At 65.1% G+C, this 19,559-nt stretch carries 16 protein-coding genes and 1 other RNA gene; 12 read left to right on the top strand and 5 right to left on the bottom strand.

Annotated elements, in window-relative coordinates; all coding sequences use genetic code 11:
• The first annotated feature begins 7 nt into the window (after nucleotides 1-7).
• The 8 genes from BL8807_RS00280 to BL8807_RS00245 all read left to right on the top strand — a co-directional run bounded on the left by BL8807_RS00280 (nucleotide 8) and on the right by BL8807_RS00245 (nucleotide 10,345).
• Nucleotides 8-889 carry a hypothetical protein gene (locus BL8807_RS00280; RefSeq protein WP_072725148.1) on the top strand — a complete coding sequence of 294 codons (882 nt, stop codon included), beginning with the start codon at nucleotides 8-10 and terminating at the stop codon, nucleotides 887-889.
• A 46-nt stretch (nucleotides 890-935) separates the two neighbouring features.
• Nucleotides 936-2,420, top strand: a complete 1,485-nt coding sequence (locus BL8807_RS00275) for a UDP-N-acetylmuramoyl-tripeptide--D-alanyl-D-alanine ligase (RefSeq protein WP_072725150.1) — start codon at nucleotides 936-938, stop codon at nucleotides 2,418-2,420.
• Nucleotides 2,421-2,439: 19 nt separating this feature from the next.
• On the top strand, nucleotides 2,440-3,543 hold the full coding sequence (gene mraY, locus BL8807_RS00270) for a phospho-N-acetylmuramoyl-pentapeptide-transferase (protein WP_072725152.1): 1,104 nt from the start codon (nucleotides 2,440-2,442) through the stop codon (nucleotides 3,541-3,543).
• 58 nt (nucleotides 3,544-3,601) lie between these two features.
• The gene (gene murD, locus BL8807_RS00265; protein ID WP_072725154.1) at nucleotides 3,602-5,044 is read left to right on the top strand and encodes a UDP-N-acetylmuramoyl-L-alanine--D-glutamate ligase; all 1,443 of its coding nucleotides are present in this window, start codon (nucleotides 3,602-3,604) and stop codon (nucleotides 5,042-5,044) included.
• A complete protein-coding gene (gene ftsW, locus BL8807_RS00260) occupies nucleotides 5,031-6,269 on the top strand; it encodes a putative lipid II flippase FtsW (protein ID WP_072725156.1) in 1,239 nt (412 codons plus the stop codon). Before murD ends, ftsW begins: the two co-directional genes overlap by 14 nt.
• A gap of 64 nt (nucleotides 6,270-6,333) precedes the next feature.
• A complete protein-coding gene (locus tag BL8807_RS00255) occupies nucleotides 6,334-7,521 on the top strand; it encodes a UDP-N-acetylglucosamine--N-acetylmuramyl-(pentapeptide) pyrophosphoryl-undecaprenol N-acetylglucosamine transferase (protein WP_072725158.1) in 1,188 nt (395 codons plus the stop codon).
• Nucleotides 7,522-7,610: 89 nt separating this feature from the next.
• Nucleotides 7,611-9,161 (top strand): UDP-N-acetylmuramate--L-alanine ligase, encoded by a 1,551-nt coding sequence (gene murC / locus BL8807_RS00250; protein ID WP_072725160.1) that lies wholly within the window; start codon nucleotides 7,611-7,613, stop codon nucleotides 9,159-9,161.
• Between the two features lie 116 nt (nucleotides 9,162-9,277).
• Entirely contained in the window at nucleotides 9,278-10,345 is a 1,068-nt protein-coding gene (locus BL8807_RS00245; RefSeq protein ID WP_072725162.1) for a cell division protein FtsQ/DivIB, read from the top strand.
• Between the two features lie 84 nt (nucleotides 10,346-10,429).
• Here BL8807_RS00245 and BL8807_RS00240 read toward each other — a convergent pair whose 3' ends face one another.
• Complete coding sequence (locus tag BL8807_RS00240) at nucleotides 10,430-11,020, bottom strand: TetR/AcrR family transcriptional regulator (protein ID WP_143147975.1); 591 nt, start codon at nucleotides 11,018-11,020, stop codon at nucleotides 10,430-10,432.
• Nucleotides 11,021-11,103: 83 nt separating this feature from the next.
• On the opposite strand from BL8807_RS00240, the gene BL8807_RS00235 reads away from it, so the two are divergent.
• Nucleotides 11,104-11,781, top strand: a complete 678-nt coding sequence (locus tag BL8807_RS00235; RefSeq protein WP_072725167.1) for an HXXEE domain-containing protein — start codon at nucleotides 11,104-11,106, stop codon at nucleotides 11,779-11,781.
• Between the two features lie 89 nt (nucleotides 11,782-11,870).
• On the opposite strand, the gene ssrA is transcribed toward BL8807_RS00235, so the two are convergent.
• The 4 genes from ssrA to BL8807_RS00215 form a co-directional block, all read right to left on the bottom strand.
• Nucleotides 11,871-12,267: a transfer-messenger RNA gene (gene ssrA, locus BL8807_RS00230) on the bottom strand.
• Between the two features lie 211 nt (nucleotides 12,268-12,478).
• Nucleotides 12,479-13,375 (bottom strand): carbohydrate kinase family protein, encoded by an 897-nt coding sequence (locus tag BL8807_RS00225; protein ID WP_072725169.1) that lies wholly within the window; start codon nucleotides 13,373-13,375, stop codon nucleotides 12,479-12,481.
• Nucleotides 13,376-13,441: 66 nt separating this feature from the next.
• Nucleotides 13,442-14,659, bottom strand: a complete 1,218-nt coding sequence (locus BL8807_RS00220) for an ROK family transcriptional regulator (RefSeq protein ID WP_072725182.1) — start codon at nucleotides 14,657-14,659, stop codon at nucleotides 13,442-13,444.
• A 171-nt stretch (nucleotides 14,660-14,830) separates the two neighbouring features.
• On the bottom strand, nucleotides 14,831-15,964 hold the full coding sequence (locus tag BL8807_RS00215; RefSeq protein WP_072725184.1) for an ROK family transcriptional regulator: 1,134 nt from the start codon (nucleotides 15,962-15,964) through the stop codon (nucleotides 14,831-14,833).
• Nucleotides 15,965-16,158: 194 nt separating this feature from the next.
• Between BL8807_RS00215 and BL8807_RS00210 the strand changes: the two genes are divergently transcribed.
• The 3 genes from BL8807_RS00210 to nagB all read left to right on the top strand — a co-directional run bounded on the left by BL8807_RS00210 (nucleotide 16,159) and on the right by nagB (nucleotide 19,534).
• Nucleotides 16,159-16,914 (top strand): hypothetical protein, encoded by a 756-nt coding sequence (locus BL8807_RS00210; RefSeq protein ID WP_143147976.1) that lies wholly within the window; start codon nucleotides 16,159-16,161, stop codon nucleotides 16,912-16,914.
• Nucleotides 16,915-16,922: 8 nt separating this feature from the next.
• Nucleotides 16,923-18,593, top strand: a complete 1,671-nt coding sequence (locus BL8807_RS00205) for a right-handed parallel beta-helix repeat-containing protein (protein ID WP_072725188.1) — start codon at nucleotides 16,923-16,925, stop codon at nucleotides 18,591-18,593.
• Nucleotides 18,594-18,721: 128 nt separating this feature from the next.
• Nucleotides 18,722-19,534 carry a glucosamine-6-phosphate deaminase gene (gene nagB / locus BL8807_RS00200; protein WP_072725189.1) on the top strand — a complete coding sequence of 271 codons (813 nt, stop codon included), beginning with the start codon at nucleotides 18,722-18,724 and terminating at the stop codon, nucleotides 19,532-19,534.
• Nucleotides 19,535-19,559 lie beyond the last annotated feature (25 nt).

The raw sequence follows: 19,559 nt of genomic DNA, 5'->3' as shown, positions 1-19,559 counted from the left end.
TTATTCGATGAGCGCAGTGAGCGAAGCCGGCAGCCAGCGCTTGACGTTGGGCGGTTTGGCGCAACGGTACGGGCTGGATATGGAGCCCGGGTTCATCGCGAACGTGACGGTCACCTCGATCGCCGACGACGTCGACTCGCTCTCTCCGGGCGCGTTGTACATCGCGCGGACCCCGTCGGCCATCGCCTCGCTGCCCCACGCCGCCCAAGCCGGCGCCTACGCGGCGCTGCTGCCGCGCTCGGCCCGGGGACGCTCCGAAACCGAAGGCGGCGACCTGCCTCTGCTCTTCGGAACGCTGGACGAACGACGTTTGGGAGACCTCGCTTCGGCGATCGCGGGGAACCCATCGAATTCCATGGCGGTGTTCGCCATCGCCGGCGAGGACAGGCACGCCATCGCGGCGGACGTCGCCGCGTTGTCCGATCTGCTGCATCTGCTGGGCAATCCCGTGGCCGTGATCAGCGCCGACGGGTCGCGCTCCATGGAACGCGCTCTTGACCTGTCGTATCCGCTGGGAGTGCTCGATATGCAGCGCGTGCTGTCGGTATGCGCGGAGGACGGAGTCGCCGCGGTGATCATCGCGCTCGACCCGCGCACCGTCGCCGAGTCGGGATTGGAATCGGTCACGATGGATGTGCTCGGCGTGGAACGGGCCTCCGGGCAGACATCCATAGAAGGCCTGCGGTCGCAGTACGGATTCGTCGTCGACGAGGACATGCGGCTGGCCACGCCGACATCGGAGGCGAGGCAGCTGTCCCTGGAGGCCGCCATGTCCAACGGGCGCGGCGTCGGCGAGCCTCTGGCGTTGGCCATCTCCATGGTCTTGGATGCCGGCGTGCGTCGCAACAACGTCAGAAGCGCCCTGAGGGTGTCCAGAGAATTGCGGTAGACGGATTCGAAATGAATCAAGCCCCAGAGATAAAGGAGAGACGACTATGGTGCCGATGAGCGTGGAAGTGATCGCGCAGGCGGTGTCGGGACGACTGGTTCCGCCGGCGCGGCGTGATGTGGGATCGGCGCTCGGCGTCTCGGTGGTCAGCGACTCCCGTCAGGTCGGCGAAGGTTCGGTGTTCGTCGCGATCAAAGGCGAACGGGTCGATGGGCACGATTTCGTTCCAACGCTCGCCCAGGCCGGCGCGGTGGCGGCCATCGTCGACCATCCCGTCGACGGGGCACAGGTGGCGCAGATCGTCGTCGACGACACGGTCGCCGCGTTGGGGGCGCTCGCCGCGCGCAATATCGCGTTGCGCAAGGCCATGGACGAACCGTTCGACATCATCGGCCTGACCGGATCGGTGGGCAAAACCACCACCAAGGACCTGTTGTCCGCGCTGCTGGGCCGTTTGGGCGACACCGTCGCGCCGGTCGGCTCCTTCAACAACGAGATCGGCCTGCCGTTGACGGCGCTGAAGGTCGATCGCGACACACGTTTCTTCGTGGCGGAGATGGGAGCCAGCCATCTCGGCGAAATCGCCAGCCTGACCCGCATCGCCCCGCCCGACGTGGCCATCGTGCTCAAAGTCGGCGTCGCGCATCTGGGTGAATTCGGCTCGCGGGAACATGTCGCACAGGCGAAAAGCGAAATCGTGCGCGGTCTGGTGCCGGGAGGCCTCGCCGTGCTCAACGCCGACGACGACCACGCCGCCGCCATGGCGGATCTCGCCGAGGGAGGGGTCCTTTGGTTCGGCGTCGACCACACCGACGCGGACCATACGGTGAGCGCCGCCGATATCGTGATGGACGAGCGCGACCGCGCCGGCTTCGTCATGCGCACGCCGGAGGGCGAGGCGCCGGTGCGTCTGGGCATCTCCGGCCGGCACAACGTGATGAACGCGTTGGCGGCCGCGGGCGTCGCCCTGCATTTCGGCATGAGCCCGACCGACATCGCCGAAACGTTGGGCGCGCAGCAGCGCATCAGCCCGCATCGCATGGCCGTCAGCCAGGTGACGCGCGGCGCGGCCGGGTTCACGCTGATCGATGATTCCTTCAACGCCAATCCCGATTCGATGAAGGCCGGATTGGACGGGTTGGCGGCCTGGGGAGCGGACAAACCGCTGTATCGCGTGGCCGTGCTCGGCGCCATGCTCGAGCTCGGCGGCGACGGCGCGGAGCTGCACGCCCAGGTGGGTGCGTACGCCGCCTCGTTGGGGGTGGACGCCATCGTCGCGGTCGGCGGATCGGGCGACGCGAGCCTCGACGCTCTGGCCGAAGCGTTGGCCGAAGGGGCAAAAAAAGAGCGCGTCGACGCGGGCGATGACAAGGTGTCGATAGACTTGGTTTCGGATATCGATCAGGCGGACCGTCTGGTGATGGATATGGCCGCCTCTCATCCGGATGCCGTGGTGCTGCTCAAGGGATCGCACGCGTCGGGATTGAGCGCCCTCGCCGAGCGGTGGGCCGCCGGGACGAACAACCGATAGAAGAGATGGAGAGCCTCACGTGATTGCGCTGATCATTGGAATGCTGGTGTCGCTGGTCGTCACCATCGTCGGCACGCCGCTGCTGATTCGTCTGGTGAACCGTCTGCATTACGGCCAGTACATTCGCCAGGACGGACCGCAATCCCACCAGGTCAAGCGTGGCACGCCGACGCTCGGCGGCGTGGTCATCAACATCGCCATCGTCGCGGGATGGGGCTCCTCGGCGCTCTACCGGTGCCTGGCGCGCGGCGAGCAGCTGTCATGGTCCGCCGTGCTGGTGCTGTTCGCCATGCTGTCGATGGGCGTGCTCGGTTTCATCGACGATTTCGCCAAGGTGCGCAAGAAGCAGAACGAGGGATTGTCCGTGGCGGGCAAGTTCGCGGGCCAGTTCATCCTCGGCACCATCTACGCGGTGCTGGCTCTGGTCGTGCCCACCAAATCGGGTTTCCCCAGCGCTCAGGCCGGCATGAGCTTCATCGAGCAGCCGTTCTTCAGCTTTGAATTCGCCGGCGAGTTGGTGGCCACGGTTCTGTTCGTCATCTGGGTGAACTTCCTGATGACCGCGTGGACGAACGCGGTGAACCTCACCGACGGCCTCGACGGTCTGGCCGCGGGCTCGTCGATGATCGCCTTCGCCGGATACGCGGTCATCGCGTTCTGGGAAAGCTACCATCTCAAGGGCAGCGGGCACGAAGGGTACTCCTATGCCGTCTCCGATCCGCTCGATCTGACCATCATCGCGGTATGCGCCGCCGTGGCCTGCTTCGGATTCCTGTGGTACAACTCCAATCCCGCGTCCATCTTCATGGGAGACACCGGATCGCTGGCCTTGGGCGGACTGTTCGCGGCCCTGTCCATCGCCACCCACACCGAGTTCCTCGCGGTGATCGTGGGCGGCCTGTACGTGATCGAGGCGATGAGCGACGTCATCCAAGTGGGCTATTTCAAGATGACGCACCGCCGTGTGTTCAAGATGGCGCCGGTGCACCATCATTTCGAACTCAAAGGATGGACCGAAACCAAGGTCGTGGTCCGTTTTTGGATGATCGAGCTGATGTTCGTGCTCGTCGGCGTGGTGATCTTCTACGGCGACTGGGTGGCCCGCTCCAATCTGCTCGGCTGACGGAAACACGCAAGTCGGCCGTTGAGGACAGCCGCCCGGGCGGCGCAAGGAGGAACGTATGGAATTGGCGAACGCGACCGTGCTGATCGCGGGTCTGGGTGTATCGGGGCGCAATCTCGCCTCCGTGCTCGCCTCCCGCGCCGGCGGTGTCATCACCGTCGACGAGCGTTGCGAGGACGCCGATCTGCGTTCCTTCGACGCGGTGGAGTGGGACCGTGTCGACATGGTGATGAGCTCGCCGGCGTTCAGCCCGGCCACGCCGTTCGTGCGTGAGGCCGAACGCCGCGGCATCCCCGTCTACAGCGAGGTCGAGTTCGCGTGGATGCTGCGGGCGGACAACGCGCGCACCGGCAGGCCCGCCCCATGGATCGGCATCACCGGCACCAACGGCAAAACCTCCACCACCGAGATGGTCTCGGCCATGCTGACCGCCTGTGGGCTGAACGCTCCCGTGGCGGGCAATATCGCGGCGGGCGACATCTCGCGCACGCTTTCGCATGCGGCGCTCAACCCCGACAACGACGTGCTGTGCGTGGAGCTCAGCTCGTTCCAGATGCATTTCACCGAAAGCGTCGCGTTGGAATGCGCGGCCATCACCAATATCGCCGACGACCACCTCGACTGGCATGGCGGGCGCGAACGGTACGCCGCCGACAAGGCCAAGGTGTTCCGTGGCGCACGGCGCGCGATCGTCTACAACGCGCAGGACGCGGTGGTGAGCGCGTTGGCCGCGCAGGCCCCCGTGGCCGAGGGGTGCCGCAGGGTCGGTTTCACGTTGGATGCGCCGCTTGAGGGGGAGTTGGGCGTGCGCGACGGTTGGATCGAGGATCGCAGCGGTCTGGTGTCGGGGAACGGCGAGCCGGTTCGGCTGTCGGAGGTGAGCCGATTCACCCATCTGTGCGAGCCGGACGGTACCATCTACCCGCATCTGCTGGCGGACGCGTTGGCCGCGTTGGCTTTGGCCCTCGGTCTGGGCGCCGACGCGGAGCGCTGCCTGGAGGCGCTGGAATCCTTCTCCCCGGGCGGCCACCGCATCGCCACGGTCGCCACCGCGCATGTGGAGGGCGGCGACATTCGCTTCGTCGACGATTCCAAAGCCACCAACGCCCACGCGGCCAAAGCCTCGCTGTCGAGCTTCGCGGACAAGTCGGTGGTGTGGATCGCCGGAGGATTGGCCAAAGGCGGGCGGTTCGAGGATTTGGTGCGCGACCAGGCCCATACCATCAAAGCCGCGGTGGTCATCGGCGTGGACCAGCAGGCGATGCTGGAGGCCTTCCGCACCCAGGCGCCGGACATTCCCCTGACGGTGGTCGACCCGTCCGACAACGACACGGTGATGGACCGCGCCATCGAGGCCTGCGGCGCCTATGCCCAGGCGGGCGATGTGGTGCTGATGGCGCCGGCCTGCGCCTCCATGGACCAGTTCGTCTCCTACGCGGACCGCGGCGACCGCTTCGCCGAAGCGGCGCGGCGGTGGGTTCGGGCCAATGGCGTCGGGTAAGCCGTCGGCGCCGCGCCGCGCGTCCAGCGCCGGCACTGCGGCGAACACGTCGAAACGCGGCTCGTCCGCCGATGCGGCCTATACGGGTTGGCGCGCCCTGCTCAACCCGCTGTGGTGCTATAACGGCTTCCGCGTCGCCGTGGCGGCGTTGACCTGCTTTGGTCTGATCATGGTGTTCTCCAGCTCGACGGTCACTTCGACCTCGGCCGGCGAGTCCCCGTTCGCCGAGCTGGTCAGCCAGGGGCTGTACTGCGTCATCGGACTGGCGTTCGGCTTCGTGACGATGATGATTCCGCTGAGGATATGGCGTCGCTTCAATGTGTTGGTGATGCTGGCGGCGCTGGTGCTGCAGGCCCTCACCTTCACCCCGTTGGGCGTCGACGCGTACGGCAACGTCGGTTGGATCAAACTGGGGCCGGTGAATATACAGCCCGCCGAGTTCATGAAATTCGCGATCTGCGTCTGGCTGCCCTCGGCGTTGCTGACCTGCGGCAAACGCTATGCGAAGGAGGGCCTGAAGGCATATGTGATGCCGATAGCGCTCTACGGTCTGGGATTGGCGCTGGTCCTGGGCGGCAAGGACCTCGGCACCGCCATGATCATCGTGTTCATCGGTGTGGCGGCGTTTCTGGTGTCCGGCTTTCCCCTCAAATGGATGGCCGTCTTCGGCGCCGCGGTGTCGGCGCTGGTGTTGGCGCTGGTCATCTCCAGTCCCAATCGCATGCGTCGCATCTTCGCCGCGTACGGTGACTGCAGCGCCGCGGACGCGCAGACCGTCTGCTACCAGTCCACGCACGCGCGGTACGCCATCGCCTCCGGCGGACTGCTGGGTGTGGGCATCGGCAATTCGCGTGAGAAATGGAATTATCTGCCCGCCGCGCACAACGACTTCATCTTCGCCATCATCGGCGAGGAAACCGGTTTCGTGGGATGCGCCATCGTCATCCTGCTGTTCGTGATCATCGGCTGGTGCATGATCGTGGTGGCGTTGCAGATCCGCAACCGGTATGTGTCGATTGTGCTCATGTGCGTGACCATGTGGCTGGTCGGCCAGGCTTTGGTGAACATCGGCGTGGTCGTCGGCGTGTTCCCCGTATTGGGCGTGCCCATGCCGTTCATCTCCTCGGGAGGCTCGTCCATGGTGATGTGTTTGGGCGCGGCCGGGCTGGTATGCGGGCTGATGCGGTCGCAGCCGCAGATCAAAAGCGCGTCCCAGCGCGCGTGAAGTTGCTTTGCGGATATCGCGTCGCTTCCGATGTCGGCGCGGCGCTGAACTACACTCGATAGACATGACCCAAGGCAAACCCCATATCGTGCTCGCCGGCGGCGGTACAGCCGGCCACGTCAACCCGTTGCTCGCCGTGGCCGACGCCATCCGCGAGATTCGTCCCGAAGCCCAAGTGAGCGTGATCGGCACATCGGTCGGATTGGAACACGACCTCGTGCCGCAGGCCGGTTACGAGCTGGACGCCATCGCCAAGGTGCCGTTTCCCAGGCGTCCCAATATGGCGGCGCTGCGGTTCCCCGCCGCGTGGCGCAGGGAAAGCGCCAAGGTGCGTGCGATCCTCGAAAGGCGTGAGGCGCAGGTCGTCGTCGGATTCGGAGGCTACGCCTCGGCGCCCGTCTACGCCGTGGCCCACCGCATGGGCATTCCGGTCGTCGTGCACGAGCAGAACGCCCGCGCCGGCATGGCCAACAAGCTGGGCGCGCGTTGGGCCGACTTCATCGGCACCGTCTACGACGATACGGGCCTCAAACCTCGTCGTGACGCGCGCATGGAACGCGTGGGGCTGCCTTTGCGCCCCGCCATCGCCACCCTGGCCACGCGGTTGGAAACCGATCCGTACGCGGCTCGCGTCGCCGCCGCCGAACGTCTGGGTGTGGATCCAGACCGTCCGCTGGTGCTGGTGACGGGAGGATCTCTGGGAGCGGTCAGCTTGAATCGTTCCGTGGCGGCCTGCGCCGGCGATCTGTTGGAGCATGCCCAGGTCATCCACCTGACGGGCCGCGGCAAAATCGACGAGGTGCGCGCGCTGGCCGAACGCTCCGCCGGTCGGGATGCGATCGGCCAACTGCACGTCGACGATCTGACGGTCCGGGACGCGTCCGGCGCGGACTATCACGTGACCGAATACCTGGAACGCATCGATCTCGCCTTCGCCTGCGCCGATCTGGTGGTCTGCCGCTCCGGCGCGGGATCGGTGTCGGAATTGGCCGCGTTGGGACTGCCCGCCGTATACGTGCCGCTGCCGATCGGCAACGGCGAGCAGCGGTTCAACGCCGAACCCGTCGTGAAGGCCGGTGGCGGACTGCTGGTGGACGACCGCGACTTCACCGAGGAGTGGGTGCGAAACACGGTGCCCGGGCTGCTCGCTCAACCCGAACGCCTGCGGGAGTTCGGCCGTAAGGCGTGGGAATACGGCATCCGCGACGCCGCCGGGACCATGGCGCGGCGTGTGCTCGACCTCGTCGAATAACCGTCGCGGGAATCCCAAGGAGACGCCGCCCGGTTTGGGGGCGGCATCGGCCATAATGAACAATGCCCAGACATCTGAAGGAGCCATTCGTGTCGCAGACGCAACCCATCATCCTCGACCCCACACAAGCCGCGTTCACCGCCGATCAGAGGATCGCCGATTTGGGGCGGACCCATTTCATCGGCATCGGCGGCGCGGGCATGAGCGTGCTCGCCGAAATGCTGCATGAGCAGGGCGTCGCGGTGTCCGGCTCCGACCGCGAGGCCAACGCCAAAACCGAACGTCTGGAGGCGTTGGGCATCACCGTGCGCATCGGCCAGCGCGCCGAGAACGTCGAAGGGGCGAGCACGGTGGTGTATTCCAGCGCGATCAAACCCGACAATCCGGAGATCGTCGCCGCCTTCGAGGCCGGCGCGCGCGTGGTGCACCGCAGCGACATCCTTGCTCTGCTGATGAACGGGCGCAAGGCGGTGACCGTCGCCGGCGCGCACGGCAAAACCACCACCAGCTCGATGCTCGCCCATATCCTGCTGCACGCTGGCGTCGGCGCGTTGTCCGATCCCAGCTATGCGATCGGCGGCTCCATCCAAAGCGCGGACGGGCGTCCGCTCGACGGCGGACATGCGGGAACGGGGGAGGCCTTGGTGGCCGAAGCCGACGAATCCGACGGCAGCTTCGCCAAATACCGCCCCTATATCGCCGTCATCACGAACGCCGAACCGGACCATCTCGACCATTACGGCGACGCCGAACGCTACCACGCCGCCTTCGCTCACCACGCCTCGGCGGCGAGGGGGCATGTGGTGCTATGCGCCGACGATGCGGACGCCTTGTCCCTGCTCGCCGACCTCAGTCCGCAGGCCGCCGCCCAGGCCGTGGTCTATGCGACCGCCGACGCCGGAGATCTGCCCGACCTGCACGGCGCGCGTTATGTGGGCATCACGGCGGAGCGGGAGGACTCCGACAGCGGCATGGAACGGTTCACCATAACCTTGCCGGCCGGCATGGCGGGGGATGCGCCCGTCGAGCTGCCGGTGTCGCTGCTCGTGCCGGGCGTGCACAACGCGCGCAACGCCACCGCCGCCATCATCGCCGCGGTGCTGTTGGGCATGGAGCCGCAGGCCGCCGCCGAGGCCGTGGGCTCGTTCCTCGGCGCCGCGCGCCGCTTCCAGATTCGCGGCACCGTCAAACAGGTCACCGTCGTCGACGACTACGCGCACCATCCCACCGAAATCGAGGCGTTGCTGGACGCCGCGCGCCGGCGTTATCCGAACTCCGCGATTCGTGTGATCTTCCAGCCGCATCTGTTCTCCCGCACGAAGTTCTTCGCCACGCAGTTCGCCGAGGCGTTGGCGAAGGCCGACGATGTGATCGTCTCCGGCGTGTTCCCCGCCCGCGAACGGCAGGAGGATTTCCCCGACGTGGGTGCCAGGACCATCGTCGACGCGGCCGCGGGGCTCGCGCACGATCCTCAGGAGCATTGGATCCAGGCGGTCGAGGATATGCATACCGCGGCGACGATGATGGTGATGCGCGCGCATCACGGCGATGTGATCTTCACCGTGGGCGCCGGCGACATCACCGATATGGGGCCGGTGCTGATGCACGCGCTTGAGGCGCACCGCGAAAGCTGCGTGTGATGGCGGGACGGAGGATCAGCTCGTCGGATGCGTCCGCGTCCGGGGCGTCCCGCGGCGACTCGCGATCCCAGAATGGCGCGGAGAAGGACGCGCGGGAGGAGCGCGCATCGCGGCGCATGGTCGGTTCCGCTGGTTCCGGCGGAACCACCGGAACCAGCGGAACCGACGGCCCTCGTCGCTCGCGTTCCACCCGATCCCAATCCGACGGCAAGCGTTCGCATATCGTCGGGAAGCGTGCCGCGCCGTCCCGTCTCCGCTCGGCCCGTTCCGCGTCGTCCGAGCCGAGACGGAACGACTCCGCGGACGAGGGGAAGCCGAGTCGCAGCGCGTCGGGCGCGTTCGTCGACGCGCGCGCGTTGTCCAGCAAGGATTATGTCGCCTCGACGCTTGGGGAGAGCGCCGGACCGCTTGGCGTGTCCTCACGTCCCAAAGTCGTGGATTTCGTCCAGCGTTCCAAGGAGCGCCGCAAGGCGTCCCGCCGTGTGGTCGTGGTGCGGGCGCTGATCGCGGTGGCGGTGGCGTGCGCGGCGGCCGGATTGATCTGGCTGCTGTTCTTCTCGTCGCTGCTGCAGTTGCGGACCTCCGACATCACGGTCGAAGGCGCCAACGAATGGGTCAGCGAATCCCAGGTGCTGGACATCGCCGGTGGGCAATCCGGCAAATCGCTGCTGTTGGTGTCGTCCGATGAGGTCGTCTCCCAAATCAAGGAGATTCCCGGCGTCACATCCGCCACGGCGACGAAACGCTTCCCCCATGGGCTGCTCGTCGAAATCGAGGCTCAGAAACCCGCCGCCATGCTCAAGACGTCGGACGAGTCGATGACCGCGGTGGACAGCCAGGGGCGTGTGCTCAATTCGGTCGAGGACGTGAGCGTCGACGGCATTCCCGTGATCGAAGTGGATGATGTGGAGTCGAGTCTGGACACGCAGGCGATCAAGGAGGCGTTGAAGATCCTGGCCTCCATGTCCGAATCGATGCGCCAGTCGGTCACGTCGGTGACCGCCGAGACCCGGGACTCCATCACCACGACGTTGAACGACGGCGAGCGGATCATCGTATGGGGCGACTCCTCGGATCTCGAACTCAAAAAAGCGGTGGTCGACAAAATCATCAACGATCCCAACGTGATCGGCGACAAGCAGCAGGTCGACGTCTCCGCCCCCCTCAAACCCATCATCAAATAACGTCCCCCGCCATCAGTCGCATGTCGGATGGCGGGAGACGTCCTGCATCTGACATGCGCCGCGACGGGCCGCGCGGTCCTTCGACTATCGATTGAGCGTGTCCGCGATGGTCGTGATGCTTGCCTTGGCGTGTGCGTATATCTCCTCGGGGCTTTCCGTTTGCCCGTGCCGATACCAGGTGTTCACCACGGCCGGAAGGATATTCGTCAGGATGGAGACCAGATAATCGGATTCGGCGTCGGTCATCGCCGACACGTCGGTGAAAACCCTTTTCATAAGGTCGCTGTTCTTCATATGCGTGTCGTAGATGATGCCCGTCAGATTATTCTCGACAAGGGCTTTCACCAGCGTCTCCTGACTGAGCCACTCCTCGACGAAGACAAGAAACAGATCGTGGTTCGTCGCAAACTGCCGCTGGACCAGTTTCTCCTCAAGTTCCCTGAAGATGAGGTCGCATCGGTAGGACAGCACGTCGTCGATCGAATCGAAAAGCCTATAGAAGGTTGCGCGGCTGACATAGGATTTCTCGTTGATGTCGTTGACGTGGATTTTCCGATACTCCTTTTCCCTCAGACATCGTTCGAGGCCTTTCCATATCAGATCCGCGGATTGTCTGGCTCGTTTGTCGTTCGACACGTGGTACATGGCCGTCATCTCCTGTTCTGAGACATCCATACGAGTTTTGTACAACATCTCTGAGACAGGTGTGTCACAACGCAAAGTTTTGATACGTTTGTCTCGAAAAAGGAGGTACTGTAATGAATAAAACCGGATTGAGCTGGTGGAGCGACCGCGCATGGTTGTGGTTCGGCTGGTGCGTCACCGCCGTCATCACCGTGCTGATTCTGCTGAATTGGCGCACGTGGTCGACCGAGCTGAAACTCGTCGCGGCGATCGCGGCGTTGATCCCCGTCCACGCCACGGAGGAGTGGGTGTTCCCGGGAGGGTTCAACTTCCAATACAACACCTTCCTGTATCGGTCCGCGAGACCGGACCGATATCCCATGTGCCGGGCGTCCGACATGATCACGGTGCTGGGCGTCACGATCATGTACGCGGTCGTGGCCGCCGCATATGCGGTCGGCGGCGGAGCGGTGCATGCCGGCGTGCTGATGAGCGCGATGGCGTTCTCCGCGCTTGAGGTGGTGTTCCACACGTATTGCGGTGTGCGGGCGTATTTCATGTTCCGGGGCAAAGGGAAGACGACCATATACGGGCCCGGATCCATCACCGCCTATCTCGGATTCGGCGTGTTGGGCGTCCTGATGTTCTACAGTTTGCGGGACATGTCGATCGGAGCGTCGGATTGGGGCGTCTGCGCGTTGATTCTGGCGGCCATCGTCTGCTTCTGCTTCATTCCGGAGCAGGCGTTCAAGAGCAAGGTCGATTCGTACTATTTCGAAACCAACGGCTACTACGACCGCTTTCTTAAATAGCCTTAAATAGCGCGGTCGGGTCGCGGATGGTTCCCTTCCGTGAACGTAACGAAGAACGCCACTGCCTTGCGGCAGTGGCGTTCTCATATTGGTGGAGCTGCGGGGAATTGAACCCCGGTCCGATGACCGTACCCTCAGTCTTCTACGTGCGTAGTCTGCTGGCCGTGCGGCGGTTTTTCTGCCCCCGTCTATGTCGCAGACGACGGACGGCGGGCATATCTGCAGTGAAAGTCCCTTGATGGCCCTGAAGCTCAGCCATCAAAGCAAGTCTTCTTAACGACGCTCAGCTTCTCCCCGAAGACGAAGGAGAGTGAACGGAGCGGCTGCTCACTGGTTAGTCCTGGCGCGAAGCTCAGGCAGCGAGAGCGAACTCAGTGCGGTTAGATTTAGCACTTATTCTTTTGCAGGGGACATCCACGAGCGGACCCTGCGTTCTCGGCACGCTTCCCTGCGACGAACAGGTCACCGTCGAAACCGATCAGCCCCAATCTTGAGTTATCAAGCCTCCGACGCGAATGGCCGGACATTTCAATATACACCGATGGTCGGTTTCCCCCAATCCAGACGGGCGTGTTCCTCCGAAGGCGTAAGCCCGCGCCTACGGCAAAAGCGAATGCCGGCGCGCGAACCGCCGTATGGGTGGCGGTCACGGCCGGCATTCGCCTGACGATGGACGGTGGGGAGGGACGGGCCCGGCTTACTTGCCGATCTCGGCGAGGTAGTCGGGCATGGTGTCGGGATATTCCGGCCAGGCGCCGGCCTGGGTGCACACGTAGGCGGCGGTGTTGACCGCGCGGCGGTGGGCCTCGGCGAGGGTTTCGCCCGCGAGGATGTGCGCGGTGAAGGTTCCGGAGAAGGAATCGCCGGCGCCGACCGTGTCGGTGACCGTGACGTGCGGGGTGTCCACGGTGGAGGACTCGCCCTTCTTGGACAGGATGGTGCTGTAGGCGCTGCCTGCGGTCAGGATCACGTAGTCGAGGTCGAACTCCTCGATGAACCAGCGCGCGGCGTCCTCGCCGGAGGTGCCGCGGATGTCGAACATGTCGCGCAGCAGCAGCAGCTCCTCGTCGTTGATCTTGAGCACGGTGGCGGCGTTGAGCAGTTCCTCGATGAGCTCCTTGGAATAGTGGTCGCCGCGCAGGTTGATGTCGAAGAACTTCATGGCGCCCGGCTTGGTGTGCTTGAGCAGCTCGGTGATGGTGTCGTGCGATTCGGGGGAGCGCAGGGCCAGGGTGCCGAAGCACACGGCGTCGGCCTTGGCGACCACGTCGATGAGCTCGCGGGTGTAGAGGATGTGGTCCCAGGCGACTCCCTTGATGATGGTGTACTCCGGGATGCCGTTCTTGAGCGACACCTCGACGGTGGAGGTCGGCCAGGCGTTGCGCTGGATGATGGTGTGGATGCCGGCCTTCTTGGCCTCCTCGAGCAGCTCGTCGCCGAGCTCATCCTCGCCGACCGCGCTGATGGAGTAGCCGTCCGCGCCGTTCTTCATGGCATGGTAGGCGAAGTTGACCGGCGCACCGCCCGCGCGCTTGCCGGTGGGGAGCATGTCCCACAGGAGTTCGCCGAGGCTCAGGACGATGGGGGTGGACATGGTGGTTTCCTTTCTGTGGAGGGGAGGATGTTGGGTTGTGAGGTTGCTGCCGACGGGCACCCGGGATTAGGTGACGTCGAAGAACACCGAGGGGTGTTCCAAAAACTGGGTGATGGCCACCGCCGCGGCGCCCGCCACGGCGGCGTCGGTGGACAGTCCGGACAGGGTGATGGTGGTGGAGTCGTTGAGTTCGGAGATCACGCGTTCGTCCACCACACGGCGCACCTCGTTCAGCAGGGGCGCGCCCGCCTCGGATACGATGTCGCCGAGGACGATGTGGCTGGGGTTGAACGCGTTGAAGATGGTCACGCAGCCGTATCCGACGAAGCGCGCGACCTGCCTGAGCAGATGGTTGGCCTCCTCGTCGCCTTCCTCGCATAGGGCGAACAGCGCGCGACAGGCCTCGGCGTGCGACATGCCGGCCGAGCCGGGGACCAGACCGTCAGTGGCGTTGACGAGCTCGTGGATGGCGCCGGCGGAGCAGTAGCGCTCCAGACATCCGACGTTGCCGCAGTCGCAGGGCCTGCCGTTGACGTCGATGCTGACATGGCCGATTTCCGTGGCGGCGCCGAGCGCGCCGTTGATGAGATGTCCGTTGTCGATCGCGCCGAGGCCGACGCCTTCGCCCACCAGATAGTAGGCGAGGTTGTCCGCGGTGATGTCGGGGTCGAACAGGTATTCGGCGAGCGCGCCGGCGCGTGCGTCCTGTTCGAGGAACACGGGGACGCGGAAGGCGTCGGCGAATTCGCGCAGGAAGTTGACTTTGCGCCATTCCTGCATGGAGGAGACGACGGCGATGCGTCCGATTCCGCGCAGGTAGGGGCCGGGCACGGCCATGCCGACGGCCATGATGCGCTTGTCGTTGGCGAGCAGGTCGTTGACTTTGGTGTGGATGGTGGCGATGGTGTCCCAGACGGTGTCGTTGGACACGGTGGGCAGGTTGTCGAGGGAGAGCCGGTTGCCGGCGAGGTCGAACACGCCGATCTGCACCAGGCTGCGTGCGAATTTGACGCCGATGACGCGGAAGTGCGAGGTGTCGAGTTTGAGCCCGATGGATCGGCGGTTTTTGCTGCCTTCGATGTCGCCGGTCTCTTTGATCACGCCGGCTTCGATCAGGCGCGCGGTGATTTTCGTGATGGCCGCGGGGGTGAGCTCCAGCGCTTTGGCGATCTGCGCACGGGAGCTGACGCCGTGATGGTAGAGGTGCTGCAGGATGCGGGAGCGGTTGGACTCGGAGATGGTGGCTTGCGAGGCTGTGGTGTTGGCGGGTGTTGTGGCGTTCACCGTGAACCTCCTTGCTCCATCGCGGGTGCGTTCGTGTTGTCCGTTCGTCTTTGACTCCGAACTTGATTTGAATATTAACGCAGTTAATCAATAAACGCAATTAAGATTTAAAATCGGCGTGTCGCCAAGGATGCGTGGCACCGCCAAGGCCATGGTCTGCGCCGTTTGGGTTCACAGGCGTTTGATATGCCGGTAGATCACGGCGACCGCCTCGCCTTGTATGGTGATGTCGTCGCCGCATTGTCCGCGCCGCACCAGGGTTCGCTCCCGCCATGCCGAATCGGTGGTTTGGTCGAGGTGGCTTTGGAGCGCGTCGATGAATTCATCGTTGATGATGTCGGCGGGGCCGTACACGCATACGTCGCCCAGATCGAACATGCCGATCGGCATCGCCAGCGCCTGCCCCAGCCGGCGCGCCGCCCCCGTCAGGATGTCGGCGTGCTCGTCCGGCGCGCTGTCGTGCAGCTGCGAGTAGATGACCGGCGCCGAGGTGAGCCGTTCCAGACAGCCTCGTTTGCCGCATGGGCAGGGCGGTCCCTGCGGTTCGAGCGAGATGTGGGCGATCTCGCCGGCCGCGTGGTTCTCGCCGATCACGACGGTGTCGTCGACCAGGATGGCGGATCCGATGCCCCTGCGCACGCGCACGAACAGAAGGTTGGGGCCGCCCTGGCCGAAGAACCGCTCCGCCATCATGGCGGCGATGGCGTCGTTGTCGACCGTCACCGGCAGGTCGAAACGACGTTCTATCGGGGTTTTCAGGTCGAGGTCGCGCCATCCGAGATTGGTCGAGGCGCGCACCACGCCGTCGTCGTCCACGATGCCCGGGGTCGCGATGCCGATGCCGATGATGCGTCCGTCGGGCTTCGGCAACGCCTCGATGACTCCGCAGATGGTGTCGACGGTGATCTGCTGTCCGTCCAGCACGGCGGCCTCCGCGTGGGTCAATGGCCGGCCCAGCAGATCGGTGACGGCGGCGCGGATGAGATGCGCCTGGGAGAGGTCGACGCTGATCGCGCGCAGCCGGTCGGCGTCGATGCTGAGCAGCGTGCCGCGTTTGCCTTTGGAGCGGCTCGGTGCCTGGCCGCTCTCGCGAATCAGTCCTTCGTCGAGCATCTCGCTGACCACGTCGGAAACGGCCACGCGGCTCAGCCCGGTGCGTCGTCCGAGCTCGGCGCGGGAGAGCCTGTTGTTCGGGAAGAGCAGGGAGAAGATCAGCGTGCGGTTGTTGCGCCGCGCGTCGGCGGGTCCGGCTTTGGACGGCTTGCCGAAAGCGTAGCCGCTGGCCTCCGTGGTCGGTCGCTGCATGGAATCGTCGCTCCCTCCGCTGTGTTGGACGCCGCGATGCGCCCCGAGCGTTCCTCGTGTCGGTGACGGTGGCTCAAGTCTACCGGCAAAACCGTCGCGGCATACCGACGGCGGCGTGACGTGCGGGATATCGGCCCGGTTAGGATGGTGATGTTCGTCGAAGATGGGGGCGCGCGATGGTCAAGGAGGATGCGGTGGCTGATGAGGATGCGGTGGCTGATGAGGATGCGATGGCCGAATCGGCCGGGTGGCCGGGTTCGTGCGACGGCCGTGCGGCGCTGTTCGCTTTGGGGGCGGGCCTGGTGGGGGAGAGGGAGTTCCTTTTCGCGGTGGATCTCGAGCGGCATGCGACGCAGGCGTATTTCCGGCGTCGGTATGACGCCGATCTGGGATATGGGTTCTGGCGGGCGTCCTTCGGCGGGGAGTCGGTCGCGCTGCATGCGGCCCGTCGCGCCGTGGACCGTTTGCGCCGTCTGCACGCGTTCTATGAGGTGGCCGCCGGCTCGGGTTTGGTGGACGGGGCCGATTTCGAATCCGTCGAGCGGCGCTGGAGGGAGTGCAACGCGCGGCTGGAACGCGCGGTGCGGGAGGGGGAGCCGGTGTACGGATTGTCCCGATATGATTTCGGCACATACCTGATGCATGAGATGGCGGCTCTTGAGGAGCGCTATTGCTCCGACCCTTCGCTGCCGGGCATGGCGGTCGGCGATGACGAGGCCGAGCGCTTCTTCCGGAGCGGCTCGTGGACGGTCGACGGGCGTGGGGCGGAATTCGTCGAAGTGCGCGCGCATGTCATGGCGGAATTGAGAAAACATAAATTTGTGAATATAGTTAACAATTATGCGGACGCCATCGTCGTCGAAGGCGTCCCGTGGCGCGCGCTGCGAGCGCTCGTCGAACAGACCGCCATGGCCTCCGCGAGGGGAGGCCGATCCCAACCAGCCAAGTAGGAGAGCACATGTTGTATTACGTCTCGTCCGATGTCGCCCCCGACACGACCAACGACGGTCTGAGCGAAGACGCCCCGTTCGGCAGCCTCGAACGCATCGGCGACATCGAGCTCGGTCCCGGAGACCAGGTGTTGCTCAAACGCGGATCGATATTCAACGACCAGGCGCTGCACATCAAAGAGGGCAGTTCGGGCAGCGAGGACGCCCCGATCCGCATCGCCGCCTACGGCGAGGGCGCGGCTCCCGTCATCAACGCCAACGGGCAGGGGCAATGGCTTGAGGACTACAACACCACCGAAATCGGCGGACACCGCTACCGTGCCGTCGTCTCCACGGCGTTGCTGCTCAAAGACGTGCGATACGTCGAAGTGGAGGGGCTGGAGATCACCAACAGCCGCGAGCTGGGCAATCCGGACGGTCTGGCCTACAACGACCGCGACGCCATGAACCGCACCGGCGTGGCCGTGATCGCCGAAAACGCGGGAACATCGCGGCATATCGTGCTCACCGGGCTGAACATCCACGACGTGACCGGCAACGTCTACGACAAACACCTGGCCAACGGCGGCGTGTACTTCATCGCGCACTATCCCAAGGATCCCTCGCGAAGGGAGGAGTCCATCGCCCGCTTCGACGACGTGCGCATCGTCGGCAACCGGCTGGACACCGTGGGCCGCTGGGGCATCGCCGTGGGATACACCGCCTACCTCAACGAGCTGGACGCCGGCGACTACGGCGACGGCACCATCGACGACGCGGCGATCGCGCGGTACGGCCATACCAACGTGCTCGTCGAGAACAACTACGTCAAGGACGCCGGCGGCGACGCCATCACCGTGATGTACTGCGACCGTCCGCTGGTGCAGCGCAACGTGGCCCAAGGGGCGGCGAGGCAGGTGAACGACGTCGACTACGCCGCCACCGACTTCGGCAAGGTGGCCGCCGGCATCTGGCCGTGGCGCTGCAAGAACGCCCTGTTCCAATACAACGAGGTGTTCCGCATGCGCAACGGCGCGCACGGCAATGACGACGGCCAGGCGTGGGACGCCGACTACGGCGACGGCACGCTGTACCAGTACAACTATTCGCACGGCAACACCGGCGGCACGGTGATGTTCTGCCTGGGCAAATCCGTGAACAACACCTTCCGGTACAACATCGCGCAGGGCGACCTCAAAGGCGCCATCGACATACCGGGCAACCCCGACGCGCATGTGTACCAGAACACCTTCGTCATCCCCGAAGGCGGCACGGTCATCCGCGACAACCACGTCGGCGGGCACGCCGTCGTGGAGAACAACATCTTCTACAACGCGCAGGACCATGCCGTCGAGGGCAATTGGACGCAGGGCGGTTCGCTGGTGACCTATTCCAACAACCTCTACTACCATTTCGCCGACATGCCGGACGATCCGGACGGCATCGCCGTGCCGCAGGGCGTGGCGGTGCTGCGCGACCCGGGCAGCGCGCCGACGTCCCCCGATCCGAGCGGCTTGGTCCGCCCGCACGACGATTCCGAGGCCCCCACCGTGTTCGAGGGCTACCGACCGGTCGCGCAAGGGCCCGCCATGGGCGTGGCGAAGCGGGTCGTCGACCGCAACGGTTTCGCGTCGGACAAGGATTTCCTCGGCAACGAGGCGGCCGGGGGCGACGCCGTCGGCGCCGTCGTCGTGCCGTAGCGCCACGGCGTCGCGCGGACCGTCGCGCGGGCGGCGCGCGGTGGTCCATGGTGGGCGTATACTCGAATATGACAAGGAAGTTAACGAAAAAGAGACTCCTGTTCGGGTGCCTCTTGAAAGGGTAGAACATGCCAGAAGTCATCATTGTCAAGAACGAGGCCGAAGCCGGCGAGATCTACGCCCGGGCCGTGGCCGACCTCATCAAATCCAAGCCGGACGCCGTGCTGGGCCTGGCCACCGGATCGAGCCCCCTGGCCGCCTATCAGGCGCTGGCCAAGACGGTGAAGGACGAGGACATCGATATGAGCCGCGTGCGCGGTTTCGCGCTCGACGAGTATATCGGTCTGCCGCTGAGCCACCCGGAGTCCTACCACAGCACCATCCACCGCACGGTGGTCGAACCGTTGGGAATGAACCCCGATCTGGTGCATGTGCCGGGCGACGTGCTGGACGGCGCGCCGCTTGAGGACGGCGACAAGCTCGCCCACGCCGGCGCCGACTACGACGCGGCGATCGAAGCCGCCGGCGGCATCGACGTGCAGATCCTGGGCATCGGCACCGACGGCCATGTGGGATTCAACGAACCCGGCTCGTCGCTGGCCTCCGGCACGCGCATCAAGACGTTGGTCGAGCAGACCCGCGTCGACAACGCCCGCTTCTTCGACGACGATATCGACCAAGTGCCCACGCACTGCATCACCCAAGGCATCGGCACGATCATGCGCGCCCGCCATCTGGTGCTGCTCGCCTTCGGCGCGGGCAAGGCCGAGGCCGTCGCGCAGACCTGCGAGGGCGGCGTGAGCGCCTTCTGCCCGGCCTCCGCCCTGCAGATGCATCCGCACGCGACGATCATCGTGGACGAGGCCGCCGCCTCGAGCCTGCGCCACAAGGAGTACTACCAGTACGCCTACACGCACAAGCCCGCCTGGCAGGGCATCTGATCCGCCGCGCGGGATAAGGAGGGCA

The organism is Bifidobacterium lemurum, assembly GCF_014898175.1.
In the GTDB taxonomy this organism is placed as follows: domain Bacteria; phylum Actinomycetota; class Actinomycetes; order Actinomycetales; family Bifidobacteriaceae; genus Bifidobacterium; species Bifidobacterium lemurum.
This window is presented reverse-complemented; position numbering and strand designations above follow the sequence as displayed.